Genomic DNA, 16,614 nt, shown 5'->3' with positions numbered 1-16,614 from the left:
ATCAACAAATGTTTAGTTCTTTTTTGCGGCAGTCACTGTCTTCAATGCGCCGGCTAAATCTTCATAAACATAATTCCCGACAATGATACAATCCGCAAGGCCGGCCATTTCCTCGGCTTTCACCGGACTATTGATGCCTCCCCCATAGAAGAGCTTTGTCTCCATCAATGCATCCTTCACGCTCCTGACCAACGCAGGGTCACCGTATATACCGCTATATTCAAGGTAGAAAATAGGCAGGTTGAACATCTTATCCGCCATCAAGGCATAGCTTGCCGCATCTTCCTCCGATAAATCCGTCATAGCGTCAGTCAGCTGAGCGGCCTTGCATGTTGGATTCATGATGCAATAGCCTTCCACATGCATCTCTTCCCAATTAATCATATGGCCGTATTCCTTAATGGCCTCTTTATGCAAACCCAGAATCCATTCTGGATTCCGGCTGTTTAAAACGGACGGTATAAAATAAAGATCAAATCCCGGGGTTATGGATTCTAAATTGGATACCTCAAGAACACATGGGAGCGTATAGCGGCGAATGCGTGCCATAAGGTCAAGCACATTCTCAAGCGTCACTCCATCCGTACCGCCAACCATAATGGCATCGGTCCCTGATTCACAAAGCTTCTCGAGAGCATCATCTGAAATTTCCTTATTAGGATCGAGTTTAAACACATGCTTCCACTCGCGAAAATCGTACATTGAAACAACCCCTTAATCTAATTTCCATTTAATCATTATAGCATTCCTTTTTGGGATACCAAAGAGTTAGAAAAAATTGCGAGAGACTTCTAACCCATAAGAAAAGCAGCCCATATTCGGGCTGCTAGTTCATGCGTCTTTTTCCTTCAGTCTGCTGAGCGCCATTGAATACGCATCATTCCCGTAATTCAAGCAGCGTTTCACGCGGGAGATTGTTGCGGTGCTTGCTCCCGTTTCCTTCTCAATCATATGATAGGTCTTTCCTTCCTCGAGCATGCGTGCCACTTCGAGGCGCTGCGCTAAAGACTGGATCTCATTGACCGTACAGAGGTCATCAAAGAAACGATAGCACTCCTCCAAGTCATTCAACGATAAAATGGCATTGAATAATTGATCCAATTCTTTGCCTTTCAGTTTGTCAATTTGCATATGTGCCTTAATCCTCCTATTTATTCGAGTGTTACACTCTGCGTAAGGCCTGATGTTGGAATGACATTAATCCAAGTCTTCCCAGGCACTAATTTCACTTCTTTACCATCTAATACAGGAACGATTCGATTATCGTTTGATTCCCATTGTATTTTAAGGAGTTTTCCCTTTTGGAGCAAGTAGGCATCTCCACCGCTTTCCAAATCAATATCACGTCTGCCCTTCTTATCGATGACTTCATGCTCTGCCTCGATAATCAAAATATTATCAATTTCGACAGGGTCATTCGTGCCATAATCCTCTGTTCTCACACCGGCTGTATATCGGGCATAGGTTTCGCTGCCCTCGTCATATTCATAGGTTACATCAAAGCTCTCAGAAGAATAAGAAATGAAGGCCTTTGAATAGCTGTCTCCCTCGACCTCATTCTCTTCGTCTTCAGTCATGAAGGTATAAGCCGGAGCACCGATATCCATATCATACCCCTTCTCCTTCGCTCCCTCCATTACATGATCATATGTAATATAGGAATTATGGGGGGCTTCTCGAAATGAGGCACGCTCAAATAAAGTACCATCATATTTAAGACCGTTTAAATTGTCTATATAATCACTTTCAATCAGTTTTTTCGCCTCTGGACTCCAGCCATGGAAAACGAATAAACTATCATACCCTTTCGCTAAGCGAATATAGTAATCCCTCACGCTTCTGACCGGTCCGAACGTATCTGGAAATTCACTTTGATAAACGGCCAAAAACCTTGTAATATTGCTCTCTGCCAGAATCTCATACACAATATCCGCCTTGGAAAGTCCTGATTGCGGCCTTGCAGCAGGATGATTATTCACCATGACGGCAATGGCCCGGTGATCAGCCTCCTTATCAGCCTCCAGCCCTGTCAACGGATATACGGTATTCCCTTTCTCATTGACAGACTCGGGATTGTCATCAGCCTTACAGCCTGCTAAGAGAACAATGAAAATAATCATGAATGTACATAATTTCTTTAACATATGACTCCCTCCTCATGATGAGCTACAATGATGTGGTTTATCGCTTCTTTATTATTTTAACGCATTATAGTCGGAAAGAGTATAGATTTATTCATGACTTCATATAATCCTGCCTGTGTCACGCGAATATAAGGAAGGTGAGTGGAAGTGAAGAATAAAAGTGAATACATCGGGTCTTCAAATGGATATCCCTTTTCCACAAGTATTTCCTTCATCCGGCTCTCCTGTTCGATTAACTCCGGCAGATTTGCCTTAGACATCACACCCTGAAGGACAAGCGGCATTTCAAACAGGATTTCTCCCTTCTCTGCAATAACGATTCCTCCACCGATTTCCTTCATACGATTGAAGGCAATTTTCATATCCTGCCTGCTCTTGCCAATCAAGATAATATCCCCTGAATTAGTGAAAGAGGAGGCAAATCCATGGAGATTTCTCGCAAAGCCCTTTAAGAGTGTATTAATGCGCGATTGCCCATCCCTTCTGAGAAAGGTGAAGTAGCATTCATCATGATTCATATCCAAGACTTCTCTTGAAATATCAATATGGATGGAGTAGGGCTTCGTAATGACGCTATTCTCCATATTAATGCCAAATGGCATGGAGTATTGTAAATCATCATCCGTTAAGTCCCAATCAAGCTCAAGCGGACTCAACCCATATTCCTCCCAGTTAATGGAGGAGCCTTTGACTCCGCATGCCTCACCTTCCCGTTTCACCCATTGTCCCTTCGATAGGACAGAGTGAGGAGTTGGTTCATCCTTCTCATGAAGGAAGTTAATGTTGGCTACACGTCCTGTCGCAATATTTCCATGCAAATATTCCATATTATAATAGCGGGCAATATTCAAGGAAGCCATATTATAGGCATCAATTAACGGCACACCCTTGTCAATAGCCATTTTGATCAGGCTGTCCGTAAACCCTTCCTTGTAAAATCCCGGACTTGACCCATCTGTATTGAAAAAGCATTTATCGTATGACTTCAGTCCATAATCCTGCAAATAATCTAAGATACCCGGCAGGTCTGGGCGAATGGAGGAATGGCGCAAGGACACATGATACCCCTGTCCAAGCCTTCTAATCACTTCCTCGCCTGTCATGGCCTCATGGTCACAGTCAGCCCCTAATAGCATCAATTTCGCCAAAGTCTTCTCTGATGAGCCCGGGAAATGCCCCTCAATCTTCTTACGCATCCTCTTCGCTTCCTGCATCCAGTGCAGCATCATATCATCACCGTCAAGTAAGCGCGGCCAGCCCGTCAGCTCACCCGCCTGAAGCACGCCATCATGCTCAAGCCAGCTCTTTACATTGGCATGAGAAAACACTTCCTCCTCATTTCGCAGCTCTGTCTGCGAATCCAGCCTTGCCCACCAAAACATGGAATAAGGGAGATGGCGAAGCTCCTTCAATAGGGCAAACGCTTGCCTTTTTTCGAGCAACGTAAACAAGGTCATATTGTCATTGATCAAGGTTGTTGTACCATATTGGGCAGCATGCATCGCCAAAGTCTCCGGGTTGTACAGCTGTGCCGGGTGGGCATGCGGCTCAATATACCCCGGTACCAGATACTGTCCGCTGCAATCAATGATTTCACAGCCCTCCTGCATATCAGGCATCTTATCCCCTACATATATAATCCGATCCTTATAGATCCAGATATTCGCTTTCATCCATTCTTCAAATACTTGATTTAAGTAAACAGCATTCACCAATACGATGGTGGGCGCAATCTTTCCATCTATTATACTCACATGTTCTCTAAGCTGTTTATTCTTCCATCTATATCGTTGTTCAAGCATGAACAATCCCCCCTTAACCAAACCCTTATGCCTTCAACAGCTCCGGAACATTTATTTGGAAATGTAAGCCTTTTCATTATTGTAACACATTTTTTCGGTTTAGCGCACGAAAGTTACTGCCAAACAGGAAACTGTTTGGGAATACACTTACTTAGTCATCCAGCACTTGTATCCCTTTTGTTTTTACATATCCGTTTTAAAACATTTTAATCATAAAATAATTATTTTGAGAAATAAAAAAGCCTGAAAATATATCATTGTAAATACTAGAAGACAAAGGCTGATTAAAAAGGGCTATGAACAAAATATTATCGGATATAATAAAAAACCTGTCACGCCATAGCGGCATAACAGGTTTTGCTTATTTACTAGCCTTTCAAACTTTGAGCAATGGCTTTTTCACCTATATCATGGCGATAGAATAAGCCTTTGCAGGAAATGGTTTCGAGCTCCCGATACACGTTCTGCTTCGCATCCTCCAAGGAAGGCCCAAGTCCCGTGACAAGCAGGACACGGCCTCCATTGGTGATGAATTCCCCTTGATTATTCTTTGCCGTACCAGCATGGTAGATGTGCATATCTCCCCCGATATGACTGAGACCTCTAATAACGGCCCCTTTCTCATATCCATCCTCTGGGTAGCCAGTGGCAGCCAGCACAACGCCAATCGCACTTTCCTCGGTCCATTCAAGCTCACAATCGCTTCCCTCAAGAACATGCTCAATAACTTCCACCAAATCAGATTGAAGCCTTGGAAGAATGACTTGTGTCTCTGGATCTCCGAATCGGGCATTGAACTCGATCACCTTAGGGCCATCCGCTGTCGCAATCAGTCCGGCGTATAGAATGCCTGTGAAAGACCGGTCTTCCTTCACCATCGCTTTAGCAACCGGAAGAAGAATTTCATCATGGGCCTTTTGCACAAGGTCACACCCAATTTGCGGAACAGGGGAATAGGCACCCATCCCGCCTGTATTCGGGCCTTTATCTCCATCGAAGGCTCGTTTATGGTCTTGGGCAATCTCCATTGGATATACCTTCTCACCATTTACGAATGCCATGTAGGAAAATTCCTGACCCTCAAGGAATTCTTCGATGACGACCTTGTTCGAAGCTTCGCCAAACTTGGCATCTTGAAGCATTGCTTGAAGGGCATCAACAGCTTCCCGCTCACTCATGGCTACAACTACGCCCTTGCCGGCAGCAAGACCATCTGCCTTGATGACAATTGGCACGCCCTGATTCTTCACATAGGCAACAGCCTGATCAAGCTCAGTGAAGGTTTCATATCTTGCCGTTGGAATGGCATATTTCTTCAGCAAATCCTTTGTGAAGGATTTACTTCCCTCAATGATAGCCGCTGCTTTTTTCGGACCAAAAATTTTCAGTCCTTCTTTTTCAAACTCATCGACCACTCCGTTGATCAACGGTACCTCCGGGCCGACAAAGGTAAGCCCAATCCCATTCTCATGCGCAAAGTCTATCAATGCCTGATGATCTGTTTCATTGATGGAAACGCGTTCTGCGACATCCTCCATTCCAGGATTGCCAGGTGCGACGTACACCTTGTCAACATGCCTGCTTTCGGCAAACTTGCGTGCAAGCGCATGCTCTCGTCCACCGCGGCCAATAACCAGTATCTTCATCGTCCCTCTCCAACTCCTTATTAATGTTTGAAATGACGCACGCCTGTAAAGACCATGGCAATTCCATATTCATCTGCCTTCTTGATGGAGTCCTCATCACGAACCGACCCGCCTGGCTGAATGATTGCTGTAATGCCCGCTTTTGCCGCTGCCTCAACAGTATCATCCATTGGGAAGAAGGCATCGGAAGCTAAAATAGCTCCCTTCGCTTTATCGCATGCTTGCTCTATCGCAATATTCGCCGCTCCAATTCGATTCATTTGGCCGGCACCGACTCCAAGCGTCATCTGGCGATTTGCAACGACAATAGCATTCGACTTCACATGCTTTACAACCTTCCAGCCAAACTTGAGCGCTTCCCATTCCTCCTCGGTCGGCTCTCTTTTCGTCGCGATCTTCATATCGGCTTCAGCCAATGTCGCGTTGTCCAAATCCTGCATTAACAACCCGCCGGCAACAGAGGTGAACTTCTTCTCCATCACACCCTTGGAGCTGAAATCAACAGTCAGCAGGCGAATATTCTTCTTCGAGGTCAAAATTTGGAGCGCCTCCTCCGAGAAGGATGGAGCAATGACGATTTCTAAGAATATCTCATGCAAAGCACCGGCTGTCTCAGCATCGACTTCACGATTCAAAGCCACAATTCCGCCGAAAATCGAAGTAGAATCAGCAAAGTAGGCTTTTTGGAAGGCATCTGAAATCGTTTTGCCCGTACCGACGCCGCAAGGGTTCATATGCTTAACCGCCACTGCTGCTGGCTGGTCAAATTCCTTCACGATTTGAAGGGCGGCATCTGCATCATTGATATTATTATAGGAAAGCTCCTTCCCATGAAGCTGCTCAGCATTAGCAATTGAGAAGGCTGTGCCCAGCGGTTTCTTATAGAAGGCTGCCTTTTGGTGCGGATTCTCCCCATAACGAAGCGGCTGTTTCAATGTATAGGTAACCGTAACGGACTCCGGCTGTTCTTCTTCTGCCAGGTTTGTCATATATTCTGCGATCATGGCATCATAGGCTGCAGTATGGCGGAATACCTTGGCTGCAAGACGTCTTCTTTCCTGTAAAGAAAGCTCACCATTTTCTAATCCCTTCAACACATCTTCATAATCTGCCGGGTCTACAACAACGGCGACAGATTCGTGGTTCTTCGCTGAGGCACGAAGCATCGCAGGCCCCCCGATATCAATATTCTCAATTGCATCCTCTACCGTTACGCCCTCTTTAGCAATCGTCTGCTGAAATGGGTAAAGGTTCACGCAAACAAGCTGGATAGGCATGATGCCCTGCTCTGCCAGCTGCTGCATGTGTGAGTCGTTGTCCTGCTTTCCTAAAAGCCCTCCATGAATGGCTGGGTGCAATGTTTTCACACGTCCGTCCATTATTTCAGGAAAACCGGTCACGTCACTGACCCCTTTTACCGGGATGCCATTGTCGGCCAGCGTTTTTTTCGTCCCTCCTGTTGAGATGATCTCAAATCCAAGATTCGCTACTTTCTTTGCAAATTCTACAATTCCTGTTTTATCCGATACGCTGATTAATGCACGCTTAGCTGCCATTTACGCTCCTCCTGTCAATTACATACCTTTTCTATAATGGCTGGATACAATCGGTGTTCTACCTGCTGGATTTTCTCATGGACCCGAGCCGAATCGTCCCCGTCTTCAATTATGATGGCCTCCTGAGCAATAATCGGCCCAGTATCCATCCCTGCATCTACATAATGAATTGTCACACCTGATACCTTTACACCGGCTGCCATGGCTTGCCCAACTGCGTCTTTCCCTGGGAATGCCGGCAGTAGAGATGGGTGGATGTTCAGAATTCTATTCGGATAAGCTTCTAATAGAACTGGTCCAATCAATCGCATATAGCCGGCGAGGATAATCCACTCCACAGACCTTTCACGCAGAGTGGACAGTACATCCTCTTCATATGCTGTCTTTGAGGAGTAATCCTTCGGCCTGAAGGTCAATGAAGGCACTCCCAGCTCTTTCGCCCGTGTCACACAATAGGCCTCAGGCTGATCACATACCAGCATTTCAATTGATGCGTGCACATTCCCTGTATTTACTGCCTCTACTATTGCTTGAAAATTACTTCCGCTCCCTGATGCAAATATCGCAATCTTTGTCATGACGTCTCCCTTTATCTTAATCATTTCCACTGAATTGGACTCCCGGAACTCTCGTTACACGCCCAATCATGACTGGCAGCTCTCCGCTCTCCTTCAATGCATGAATCACCTTTTCCACCTCGCCAGGCTCCACCGCAAGCACCATGCCGATTCCCATATTAAAGACGTTATACATCTCTTCATCTGCTAAAGAGCCCTTCTCCTTTAACAACTGATAAATAGCAGGAATCTCCCATGTTCCTTCTTCAATCTCTACGCCTTGGCCTTCTTTCAGCATACGCGGAAGATTCTCAATAAAACCGCCGCCGGTGATATGCGAAATCCCATGGACGGCTCCCGTCTCAAGTGCAGCCAGGACCGGCTTCACATAAATCTTCGTCGGCCGCAGCAATTCAGCTCCCAATGTACAGCCTAATTCCTCTACATACGTGGAAAGATCCATCTTCGCATCCTCAAGGAGAACCTTGCGTACGAGTGAGTAGCCATTGCTATGGATACCGCTTGAAGGCAAGCCAATCAGGACGTCCCCTTCTGCTACCTTGCTGCCATCAAGCATTTGTCTCTTTTCTACAGCACCAACTGTAAATCCGGCCAAATCATACTCCTCGGGGCTGTACAAACCTGGCATTTCAGCCGTTTCTCCGCCAATCAGGGCGCAGCCTGCTTGGACACAACCTTCCGAAATGCCCTTTACGATCGCCTCGATTTTCTCCGGTACAGCCTTTCCGCATGCGATGTAATCAAGGAAGAAGAGCGGTTCTGCTCCTTGAGCAACGACATCATTTACACACATGGCCACACAATCTATGCCGATTGTGTCATGCTCATCCAACATCATTGCAATCAAAAGCTTTGTGCCGACCCCATCCGTACCGGATACAAGTACCGGCTCCTTTACGTTTATGGAGCTCAAGTCAAACATCCCGCCGAATCCGCCAAGCGATCCGAGCACTCCCTGCCGCTTTGTGCGGCTGACATGCTTTTTCATGCGTTCCACAGCTTCATAGCCTGCCTCAATATCTACACCCGCGTTCTTATAAGCATTCGACATCGTTATCTTCCTCTCCCTCAAGTACGGATTCTGCTATTGTTTGATTTTCTCATACGGATGGTCATCCATCGTATAGATCTCTGTCGGGTACTTGCCGGTAAAGCAAGCCATGCACTGTCCGCGGTATTCTCCCTCAAACGGGCGGCCGATGGCTTCAATCGTTCCTTCCACACTCAAAAATGTCAGAGAGTCTGCCCCGATCAATTGGCGGATTTCCTCAACAGAATTCCTGCCCGCAATCAATTCCTCCTTTGAGGATGTATCAATTCCGTAGAAGCACGGGTTTTTGATTGGGGGCGAACTGATACACACATGCACTTCCTTCGCCCCCGCTTCCTTCAGCATGTTCACAATTCGTCTGCTCGTCGTGCCTCGAACAATGGAATCATCGACCATAATGACGCGTTTCCCTTCAACAACGCCGCGAACAGGGGCCAGCTTCATCTTGACTCCTTGTTCACGCAAGGACTGGGAGGGCTGAATGAATGTACGGCCGACATAGCGATTCTTGATAAGCCCCATCTCATAAGGGATGCCGCTCGCCTCAGCAAACCCAATAGCCGCGGAAATGCTTGAATCCGGAACACCAGTTACAACATCTGCTTCAATCTGCGCCTCCATCGCCAATCGTTTCCCAAGGCTCTTTCTGGCTGTATGAACATTAATGCCGTCGATATTGCTGTCCGGTCTGGAGAAATAAATATATTCCATACTGCACATCGCACGGCCGCTTGATACCGCGAAAAGTTCGGAGTGAAGTCCCTCATCATTAATAATGACGAGCTCCCCCGGCTCCACATCACGAATGTATTCCGCACCGACAAGGTCAAAGGCACATGTTTCAGACGCGACAACATAAGCCTTACCGAGCCGGCCGATGGAAACAGGGCGTAAACCATGCGGGTCAACCGCAACAAGCATATCTGTCTCAGTCATCACAAGGAACGCATAAGCGCCTTGTACAAGCGAAAGCGCCTGTTTCACACGATCCTTGAAGGCTCCTGTTCCAGAACGGCGAATCAAATGGGCTAATACCTCTGTATCAGAGGTCGTTTGAAAGATACTTCCCTGCATTTCAAGCTGGTTCTTCAGGCTAGTCGCGTTAACGAGATTGCCATTATGCGCAAGAGCAAAGCTGCCTACAGTCTGAGAATTGAAAAGGAATGGCTGCACATTTGCAATACCGCCTCCGCCTGCTGTCGCATAGCGCACATGGCCGATTGCACTCTTCCCCTTTAAATCCTCTATGATTTTTTGGGAAAACACATCATTCACAAGTCCTTCTGCTTTATGAGCACGAAGGGCTTCACCATCCGTCACGACCATACCAGCTCCCTCTTGGCCCCTATGCTGAAGGCTGTGTAGTCCATAATAAGTGAGCTGAGGGGCCTCTTCATGGCCCCAAATTCCAAACAATCCACACTCTTCATTTAATCCACGGATTTCAGCAAGCATGGTATAGCTCCCTTCCAAGCATTCAATAGCTCCGTTGCTTTAATATCTATGATGTTCTGCTCATCTTTCATCCGAATGACATATCGACCTGTATTCGTTACCATTCCAGCTAATTTGGCTTCTGGCATCATCGCTTCAAAAGCTGCTTGATTCGCCGCCTCTACAGAAACAATAAAGCGTGATTGTGTTTCAGCGAATAAGGCTGTTACGATATCTCCCTCAATCTCGACCTCAAGTCCAAGTCCGTCTGTACCGAACAGTCCTTCTGCAAGTGCTACCGCTAAACCGCCCTCTGAAATATCATGCGCCGATTCGACAAGTCCCTTCTGTATGCTTCTAAGCAAGGCTTGCTGGCGTCCTTTCTCCACCTGAAGGTCTAATTTAGGCGCTTGGCCATAAATACGTCCGCTGTTCGTATACTTTTGCAGCTCGCTTCCTCCGAATTCAGGTGTCGTTTCGCCAATGGTATAAATGAAATCTCCTGCTTTTTTAAAAGCCTGGGTCGTAATATGATCTGTATCATGTATAAGTCCAACCATGCCCACAACAGGAGTCGGGTAAATGGCTTCTCCATTCGTTTCGTTATACAAGGAAACATTCCCGCCAATCACCGGCGTACCTAGTGTACGGCATCCTTCGCTCATCCCGTCTGCTGCCTTCTCCAGCTGCCAGAAGATCTCCGGCTTCTCCGGATTCCCAAAATTCAGGCAATCTGTGATAGCAAGCGGCTCACCGCCGGAACAGATGATATTACGTGCTGCCTCAGCCACCGCAATCTGCCCGCCAACCTCTGGGTCCAGATATAAATAACGGGAGTTACAATCCGTTGTCATCGCAAGTGCCTTCTTCGTTCCGCGAATCCGAACAACGGCGGCATCAGAGCCCGGTGCAACAACTGTGTTCGTGCGAACCATGTAATCGTATTGATCATACACCCACTCCTTGCTCGCAATCGTTGGCTGTTCTAACAAGGCAAGAAGGGTTTTCGTATAATTCTCTACCGCTGGAATCTCTGTCTCCATTTCACGGAATTCACGAATGTAAGCTGGCTCTTTGGAAGGCTTATGATAAACTGGTGCATCCTCTGCCAGGGCATCTGCCGGAACTTCTGCCACAATATCGCCATGATGCTTCAAACGAAGCATCCGATCATCTGTTACGACACCGACAGCCACTGCTTCAAGCCCGTATTTCTCGAATAATGCCTCAATCTCGGCTTCACGGCCTTTCTTCACGACAATCAGCATCCGCTCCTGTGATTCAGAAAGCATCATTTCATATGGAGTCATCCCCGTCTCACGCTGTGGAACGAGGTCTAGATTCATTTCAATTCCGCTCCCTGCCTTCGAAGCCATCTCAGCAGAGGAGCTCGTCAGCCCAGCTGCTCCCATATCCTGAATGCCGACAAGGGCATCTGATTGGATCAATTCAAGACATGCCTCAAGGAGAAGCTTCTCCATGAATGGATCGCCGACCTGTACCGCCGGACGCTTGGAATCAGATTCGTCTGTCAATTCCTCCGAAGCAAATGTCGCCCCGTGGATTCCATCACGGCCTGTCTTCGCGCCGACATACATAACCGTATTGCCAACACCGCGGGCCTGACCAACCTTAATATCCTCATGGTTAATGAGTCCGACACACATCGCATTTACCAAAGGGTTTCCCTCATAGGACGGATCAAACTGGATTTCACCGCCGACTGTCGGAATCCCGATACAGTTCCCATAGCCTGCAATTCCAGCCACAATCTCCTCGAATAAATACTTCATGCGCGGCGTAGTCAGCTCGCCAAAGCGAAGAGAATTAAGGAGGGCAATTGGACGGGCTCCCATCGAGAAGACATCACGGATAATTCCGCCGACCCCTGTGGCCGCCCCTTGATAAGGCTCAATAGCAGAAGGGTGATTATGGCTTTCAATCTTGAACACGACCGCCTGACCGTCACCGATATCCACGATACCTGCGCCCTCCCCAGGACCTTGGAGAACACGCTCTCCTTCAGTCGGGAACTTCCTCAGTACAGGCTTAGAATTCTTATAGCTGCAGTGCTCAGACCACATAACGGAGAATAGCCCTGTTTCCGTATAGTTCGGCAAGCGTCCTAAAATCTTCTCAATACTGGCGAACTCCTCATCTGTCAGCCCCATTGTGGCATACACGCGTTCTTCTTTAATCTGAGATGGATTCGGTTCAAGCATTAACGACATGGGATTCCCTCCAATATTGGACAATAGATTTAAATAGCTTCAGCCCGTCATCACTGCCAAGCATGGATGAAACAGCCCGCTCCGGGTGAGGCATCATGCCAAGAACATTCTTCTTCTCGTTCATGATTCCGGCGATATTCTCATGGCTTCCGTTCGGATTGCCATTATAAGTGAACAGGATACGGTTTTGGTCCTTTAATTGCTGCAAGGTCGCATCATCACAATAATAATTCCCTTCCCCATGGGCGATAGGAATCGTGATAATCTCACCTTCTTCATAGCAGGAAGTGAATGGTGAATCCGTCTGCTCTACTACCAGCTCCTGCGGACGGCAGATAAATTTCAGACCTGCATTCCGCTGCATCGCACCCGGGAGAAGACCCGCCTCAAGAAGCACCTGGAACCCATTGCAAACGCCAAGAATAGGCTTACCGGCCTCTGCCGCCTTCTTGACTGCCTCCATAATGGGCGAGAAGCGAGCAATAGCACCACAGCGCAGGTAATCCCCGTACGAAAATCCGCCTGGAAGCAAGACCGCATCAAAGCCATCAAGACTTGTTTCCGTATGCCAGACATACTCAGCCTCTTCACCCAATTCATCTACAACAGCATGATACATATCAATATCACAATTCGATCCTGGGAAGACGATTACGGCAAATTTCACTTCACTGCTACCTCCTCAACCTCATAGCGGTAATCCTCTATCACGGTATTGACCAGTAATTTTTCACACATGCTCTGAATCACTTCATCCAAATCCCGATCAGATTTCTCCAAAGAGAGCTCCATATATTTGCCGATACGGACATCCTTAACTTCTCGATAATTCATGGTATTCAGAGATTTCTGAACAGCAGTACCTTGAGGATCTAGCACACTTTCACGTAAAGTCACATAAACTTTCACTTTATACATTTTGGAGGCCCTCCAGCTTTTCTAGTATTTTTTCGTATGCATCAGTTAGGCTGCCTAATTCCCGGCGGAACACATCTTTATCCAATTTCTCGTTTGAAACCTCATCCCATAGGCGGCACGTATCGGGTGAAATTTCATCCGCTAATAAGATATGACCGTGACGATCCTTGCCAAATTCAAGCTTGAAATCAATTAATCTAATTCCCACAGAGGCAAACAGCTCTAAAAGCTTCTGATTAATCAGCAAAGCCTTCTCCTTCAATTCAGCCACATCAGCTTCACTCGCAAGTTCGAGAATATTGATATGATCCTCTGTAATCAGCGGGTCGCCGAGTGCATCATCCTTATAATAAAACTCCACAATCGGACGCTTTAACGGAATGCCTTCGTCCATGCCGACTCTTTTGGCAAAGCTTCCGGCTGACACATTGCGGACAACCACCTCTAGAGGAATAATGCTCACACGTTTGACGAGCTGTTCATTCTTTGAAATCTGCTCCACGAAATGAGACTCGACTCCTGATTTACGAAGCTCTTGAAATAGCAGACTTGTAATCTGGTTGTTCAGCTGGCCCTTGCCATCAATGGTTGCGAATTTCTCTCCATTAAAAGCTGTTGCTGAATCTTTATACTGAACAAGCACAATCTCTGGGCTTTCTGTTGCATAAATACGTTTCGCCTTGCCTTCATAAAGAAGTTCACCTTGTATCACTGTATAGCCTCCTAAATGGAAATATCATTAATGCTATATGAGGGAATGAATGAGGGCATGCCTCCTAATCAAGAAAAGGATGCCCTCTATTCCTTAAAGCCCTAATCGGTCAAAAATTAAGTCCACATTCTTCAAGTGATAGTTATAGTCAAAGCAATCATCCAATTCCTCTTTGGACAAGTAGCTTGTAATGACTTCATCCTCATCAAGCAGCTGTCTGAATTGAACCTGCTTTTCCCACGCCTCCATTGCTTTCGGCTGTACAGTATCATACGCCTTCTCTCTGGATAAGCCTTTATCAATCAACGCTAGAAGGACACGCTGGGAGTAAATCAAGCCGAAGGTGCGCTCCATATTACGTTTCATGTTTTCCGGGAATACCGTTAAGTTCTTAACAATATTGCCGAAACGGTTCAGCATATAGTTTAACAGGATTGTTGCATCCGGAAGAATAATGCGCTCCGCTGAGGAATGAGAGATATCTCTTTCATGCCAAAGTGTCACATTCTCATAGGCTGTAACCATATGGCCCCTAATAACACGTGCAAGACCTGTCATATTCTCAGAGCCAATTGGATTGCGTTTATGCGGCATCGCAGAGGAACCTTTCTGCCCTTTCGCGAAGAACTCCTCCACTTCACGTGTCTCACTCTTTTGCAATCCGCGGATTTCAGTCGCGAACTTCTCAATGGATGTCGCCACAAGTGCGAGCGTAGACATATATTGAGCATGGCGGTCACGCTGCAAGGTTTGGGTGGAAATCGGTGAAGCGGAAATGCCAAGCTTTTCGCATACATACTGTTCAACAAACGGGTCGATATTCGCATACGTACCAACCGCACCGGAGATTTTTCCGAACTCTACATTCTTCGCTGCTGCCTTCAAGCGCTCTTGATTACGTTTCATTTCCTCCACCCATAGAGCAAGCTTTAAACCAAAGGTCGTCGGCTCTGCATGTACTCCATGCGTGCGCCCCATCATAACGGTGTATTTATGCTCCTTCGCCTTTTCCTCTAGAATAGCGATGAAACGCTCTACATCCGCAAGCAAGATTTCATTGGCCTGCTTCAGCAAATAAGATAGCGCCGTATCCACCACATCGGTAGAAGTAAGGCCGTAATGCACCCATTTCCGCTCCTCACCAAGCGTTTCAGAAACCGCACGTGTGAAAGCGACCACATCATGGCGTGTTTCCGCTTCAATTTCCTTAATGCGGCTCACATCAAAGGATGCATTCTCCCGAAGTGCCTTGACGTCCTCTTTCGGGATTGCGCCCAGCTCAGCCCATGCCTCACACGCTAAGATTTCTACTTCCAGCCAAGCCTTGAAACGGTTCTCCTCCGTCCAAATAGCTCCCATTTCAGGTCTTGTATAACGTTCAATCATGTATGTTGTCCACCTTTTCTATTTAATCATGCTTTTATTTGTCCAAATCTTTGTTAACTCAAGCTCTTCGAGGACCTCTGAAGGATCCGGATTTAAAATCGTGATATGTCCCATTTTCCGGCCGGTCTTTGCTTCCTCTTTCCCGTAGAAATGGACCTTCCATTCCGGGTTTTCCACAATTGCACCGATAACGCCGTCCACATGCTCCCCAAGCACATTAACCATCACGGCATTCATGTGCATCTCTGTCTGCCCGAGCGGCCAATTGCAAACCGCCCGGATATGCTGCTCAAACTGTGAGGTAACACATGCCTCAATGGAATAATGGCCGGAATTATGCGGCCTAGGAGCAAGCTCATTAATGAGTATTTCGTCCTCACTAACTAAGAACATTTCAATCGCAAGGGTTCCAACTAAATCAAGTGATACGGCCAGCTGATACGCCATATCAATCGCAGCTCCCTGTGCCGCCTCGCTGATTCTTGCCGGCGCAATCGTCTCATGCAGGATATTGTTTACATGAATATTCTCCACAACTGGGAAGACCCTGAACTCTCCATCCGCTTTCCTCGTCACAATGACGGAGATCTCCTTCTCGAAAGGAATGAACTGTTCAAGCACACAAGGACCATGTGCCAGAATATCCCCTGCCAGTTGAAGGTCAACTTCACTCCATAAAACAAGCTGTCCCTTCCCATCATAACCGCCTCTAGCCGTTTTCAAAACAGAAGGGAAACCAATCACTTGCAGCGCCTGATTTAAATCCTCACGATCATATACCTCAGCAAATGGCGCCACTCTTACGCCAGATTTCTCAATTGCCCGCTTCTCAAGGATTCGGTCCTGCGTGATTCGCAAAATATCCGTCCCTTGCGGAATCCATACCTTCTCAGCAATTCCATCAAGGGAATCCGCATCAATATTCTCAAACTCAAATGTGACGACATCGCTCATCTCAGCAAGCTGCTCCAATGCATTCGCATCATGAAAGGCTGCGGTAATCTCAACATCGGCCACCTGTCCGCATGGGCTGTTCGGCGTTGGATCAAGGACCGCAATCTTAAAGCCTGATTGCTTCGCTGCCAATGCCATCATTCTCCCAAGCTGACCTCCGCCAATGATTCCAATTGTCTGTCCCGGCAAAATCACCCTCATC

At 46.9% G+C, this 16,614-nt stretch carries 15 protein-coding genes; all 15 read right to left on the bottom strand.

Features of this window, described 5'->3' with window-relative positions; genetic code table 11:
- Positions 1-12: 12 nt before the first annotated feature.
- The 15 genes from pcrB to purK all read right to left on the bottom strand — a co-directional run bounded on the left by pcrB (position 13) and on the right by purK (position 16,613).
- The gene (gene pcrB / locus ACY8DX_RS01960) at positions 13-702 is read right to left on the bottom strand and encodes a heptaprenylglyceryl phosphate synthase (RefSeq protein WP_049672345.1); all 690 of its coding nucleotides are present in this window, start codon (positions 700-702) and stop codon (positions 13-15) included.
- A 129-nt stretch (positions 703-831) separates the two neighbouring features.
- On the bottom strand, positions 832-1,131 hold the full coding sequence (locus ACY8DX_RS01955; RefSeq protein ID WP_049672346.1) for a YerC/YecD family TrpR-related protein: 300 nt from the start codon (positions 1,129-1,131) through the stop codon (positions 832-834).
- 20 nt (positions 1,132-1,151) lie between these two features.
- Entirely contained in the window at positions 1,152-2,144 is a 993-nt protein-coding gene (locus ACY8DX_RS01950; protein ID WP_462406121.1) for a DUF3048 domain-containing protein, read from the bottom strand.
- Positions 2,145-2,200: 56 nt separating this feature from the next.
- Positions 2,201-3,946: an adenine deaminase C-terminal domain-containing protein gene (locus tag ACY8DX_RS01945; protein WP_049672348.1), complete on the bottom strand. Its 1,746-nt coding sequence runs from the start codon at positions 3,944-3,946 to the stop codon at positions 2,201-2,203.
- Between the two features lie 368 nt (positions 3,947-4,314).
- A complete protein-coding gene (gene purD, locus ACY8DX_RS01940) occupies positions 4,315-5,592 on the bottom strand; it encodes a phosphoribosylamine--glycine ligase (RefSeq protein WP_049672349.1) in 1,278 nt (425 codons plus the stop codon).
- A gap of 20 nt (positions 5,593-5,612) precedes the next feature.
- Positions 5,613-7,148, bottom strand: a complete 1,536-nt coding sequence (purH, locus tag ACY8DX_RS01935; RefSeq protein ID WP_462406120.1) for a bifunctional phosphoribosylaminoimidazolecarboxamide formyltransferase/IMP cyclohydrolase — start codon at positions 7,146-7,148, stop codon at positions 5,613-5,615.
- Positions 7,149-7,162: 14 nt separating this feature from the next.
- Positions 7,163-7,726, bottom strand: a complete 564-nt coding sequence (gene purN / locus ACY8DX_RS01930; RefSeq protein WP_462406880.1) for a phosphoribosylglycinamide formyltransferase — start codon at positions 7,724-7,726, stop codon at positions 7,163-7,165.
- 16 nt (positions 7,727-7,742) lie between these two features.
- A complete protein-coding gene (purM, locus tag ACY8DX_RS01925; protein WP_462406119.1) occupies positions 7,743-8,777 on the bottom strand; it encodes a phosphoribosylformylglycinamidine cyclo-ligase in 1,035 nt (344 codons plus the stop codon).
- Positions 8,778-8,810: 33 nt separating this feature from the next.
- Positions 8,811-10,232, bottom strand: coding sequence for an amidophosphoribosyltransferase (purF, locus tag ACY8DX_RS01920; protein ID WP_462406118.1), 1,422 nt, complete (start codon positions 10,230-10,232; stop codon positions 8,811-8,813).
- Complete coding sequence (gene purL, locus ACY8DX_RS01915; protein WP_462406117.1) at positions 10,208-12,442, bottom strand: phosphoribosylformylglycinamidine synthase subunit PurL; 2,235 nt, start codon at positions 12,440-12,442, stop codon at positions 10,208-10,210. Before purL ends, purF begins: the two co-directional genes overlap by 25 nt.
- The gene (gene purQ, locus ACY8DX_RS01910; RefSeq protein WP_049672354.1) at positions 12,426-13,109 is read right to left on the bottom strand and encodes a phosphoribosylformylglycinamidine synthase subunit PurQ; all 684 of its coding nucleotides are present in this window, start codon (positions 13,107-13,109) and stop codon (positions 12,426-12,428) included. The genes purL and purQ overlap by 17 nt, the downstream gene beginning before the upstream one ends.
- On the bottom strand, positions 13,106-13,360 hold the full coding sequence (purS, locus tag ACY8DX_RS01905; RefSeq protein ID WP_049672355.1) for a phosphoribosylformylglycinamidine synthase subunit PurS: 255 nt from the start codon (positions 13,358-13,360) through the stop codon (positions 13,106-13,108). Before purS ends, purQ begins: the two co-directional genes overlap by 4 nt.
- Complete coding sequence (gene purC / locus ACY8DX_RS01900) at positions 13,353-14,072, bottom strand: phosphoribosylaminoimidazolesuccinocarboxamide synthase (protein WP_049672356.1); 720 nt, start codon at positions 14,070-14,072, stop codon at positions 13,353-13,355. The genes purS and purC overlap by 8 nt, the downstream gene beginning before the upstream one ends.
- A 93-nt stretch (positions 14,073-14,165) precedes the next feature.
- Positions 14,166-15,458 (bottom strand): adenylosuccinate lyase, encoded by a 1,293-nt coding sequence (gene purB, locus ACY8DX_RS01895; protein WP_049672357.1) that lies wholly within the window; start codon positions 15,456-15,458, stop codon positions 14,166-14,168.
- Between the two features lie 18 nt (positions 15,459-15,476).
- Positions 15,477-16,613, bottom strand: coding sequence for a 5-(carboxyamino)imidazole ribonucleotide synthase (purK, locus tag ACY8DX_RS01890; RefSeq protein ID WP_462406116.1), 1,137 nt, complete (start codon positions 16,611-16,613; stop codon positions 15,477-15,479).
- Position 16,614 lies beyond the last annotated feature (1 nt).

The organism is Gracilibacillus sp. Marseille-QA3620, from assembly GCF_054950035.1.
The sequence above is the reverse complement of the archived record's forward strand: the minus strand, read 5'-3'. Positions and strand labels throughout refer to the sequence as shown.

What these genes read in the sequence shown, in the direction of transcription:
- purB (WP_049672357.1), bottom strand. Translation starts at nt 15,458, where the DNA reads ATGATTGAACGTTATACAAGACCTGAAATGGGAGCTATTTGGACGGAG.
- ACY8DX_RS01950 (WP_462406121.1), bottom strand. Translation starts at nt 2,144, where the DNA reads ATGTTAAAGAAATTATGTACATTCATGATTATTTTCATTGTTCTCTTA.
- pcrB (WP_049672345.1), bottom strand. Translation starts at nt 702, where the DNA reads ATGTACGATTTTCGCGAGTGGAAGCATGTGTTTAAACTCGATCCTAAT.
- purD (WP_049672349.1), bottom strand. Translation starts at nt 5,592, where the DNA reads ATGAAGATACTGGTTATTGGCCGCGGTGGACGAGAGCATGCGCTTGCA.
- ACY8DX_RS01945 (WP_049672348.1), bottom strand. Translation starts at nt 3,946, where the DNA reads ATGCTTGAACAACGATATAGATGGAAGAATAAACAGCTTAGAGAACAT.
- purF (WP_462406118.1), bottom strand. Translation starts at nt 10,232, where the DNA reads ATGCTTGCTGAAATCCGTGGATTAAATGAAGAGTGTGGATTGTTTGGA.
- purL (WP_462406117.1), bottom strand. Translation starts at nt 12,442, where the DNA reads ATGTCGTTAATGCTTGAACCGAATCCATCTCAGATTAAAGAAGAACGC.
- purS (WP_049672355.1), bottom strand. Translation starts at nt 13,360, where the DNA reads ATGTATAAAGTGAAAGTTTATGTGACTTTACGTGAAAGTGTGCTAGAT.
- ACY8DX_RS01955 (WP_049672346.1), bottom strand. Translation starts at nt 1,131, where the DNA reads ATGCAAATTGACAAACTGAAAGGCAAAGAATTGGATCAATTATTCAAT.
- purK (WP_462406116.1), bottom strand. Translation starts at nt 16,613, where the DNA reads ATGAGGGTGATTTTGCCGGGACAGACAATTGGAATCATTGGCGGAGGT.
- purN (WP_462406880.1), bottom strand. Translation starts at nt 7,726, where the DNA reads ATGACAAAGATTGCGATATTTGCATCAGGGAGCGGAAGTAATTTTCAA.
- purM (WP_462406119.1), bottom strand. Translation starts at nt 8,777, where the DNA reads ATGTCGAATGCTTATAAGAACGCGGGTGTAGATATTGAGGCAGGCTAT.
- purH (WP_462406120.1), bottom strand. Translation starts at nt 7,148, where the DNA reads ATGGCAGCTAAGCGTGCATTAATCAGCGTATCGGATAAAACAGGAATT.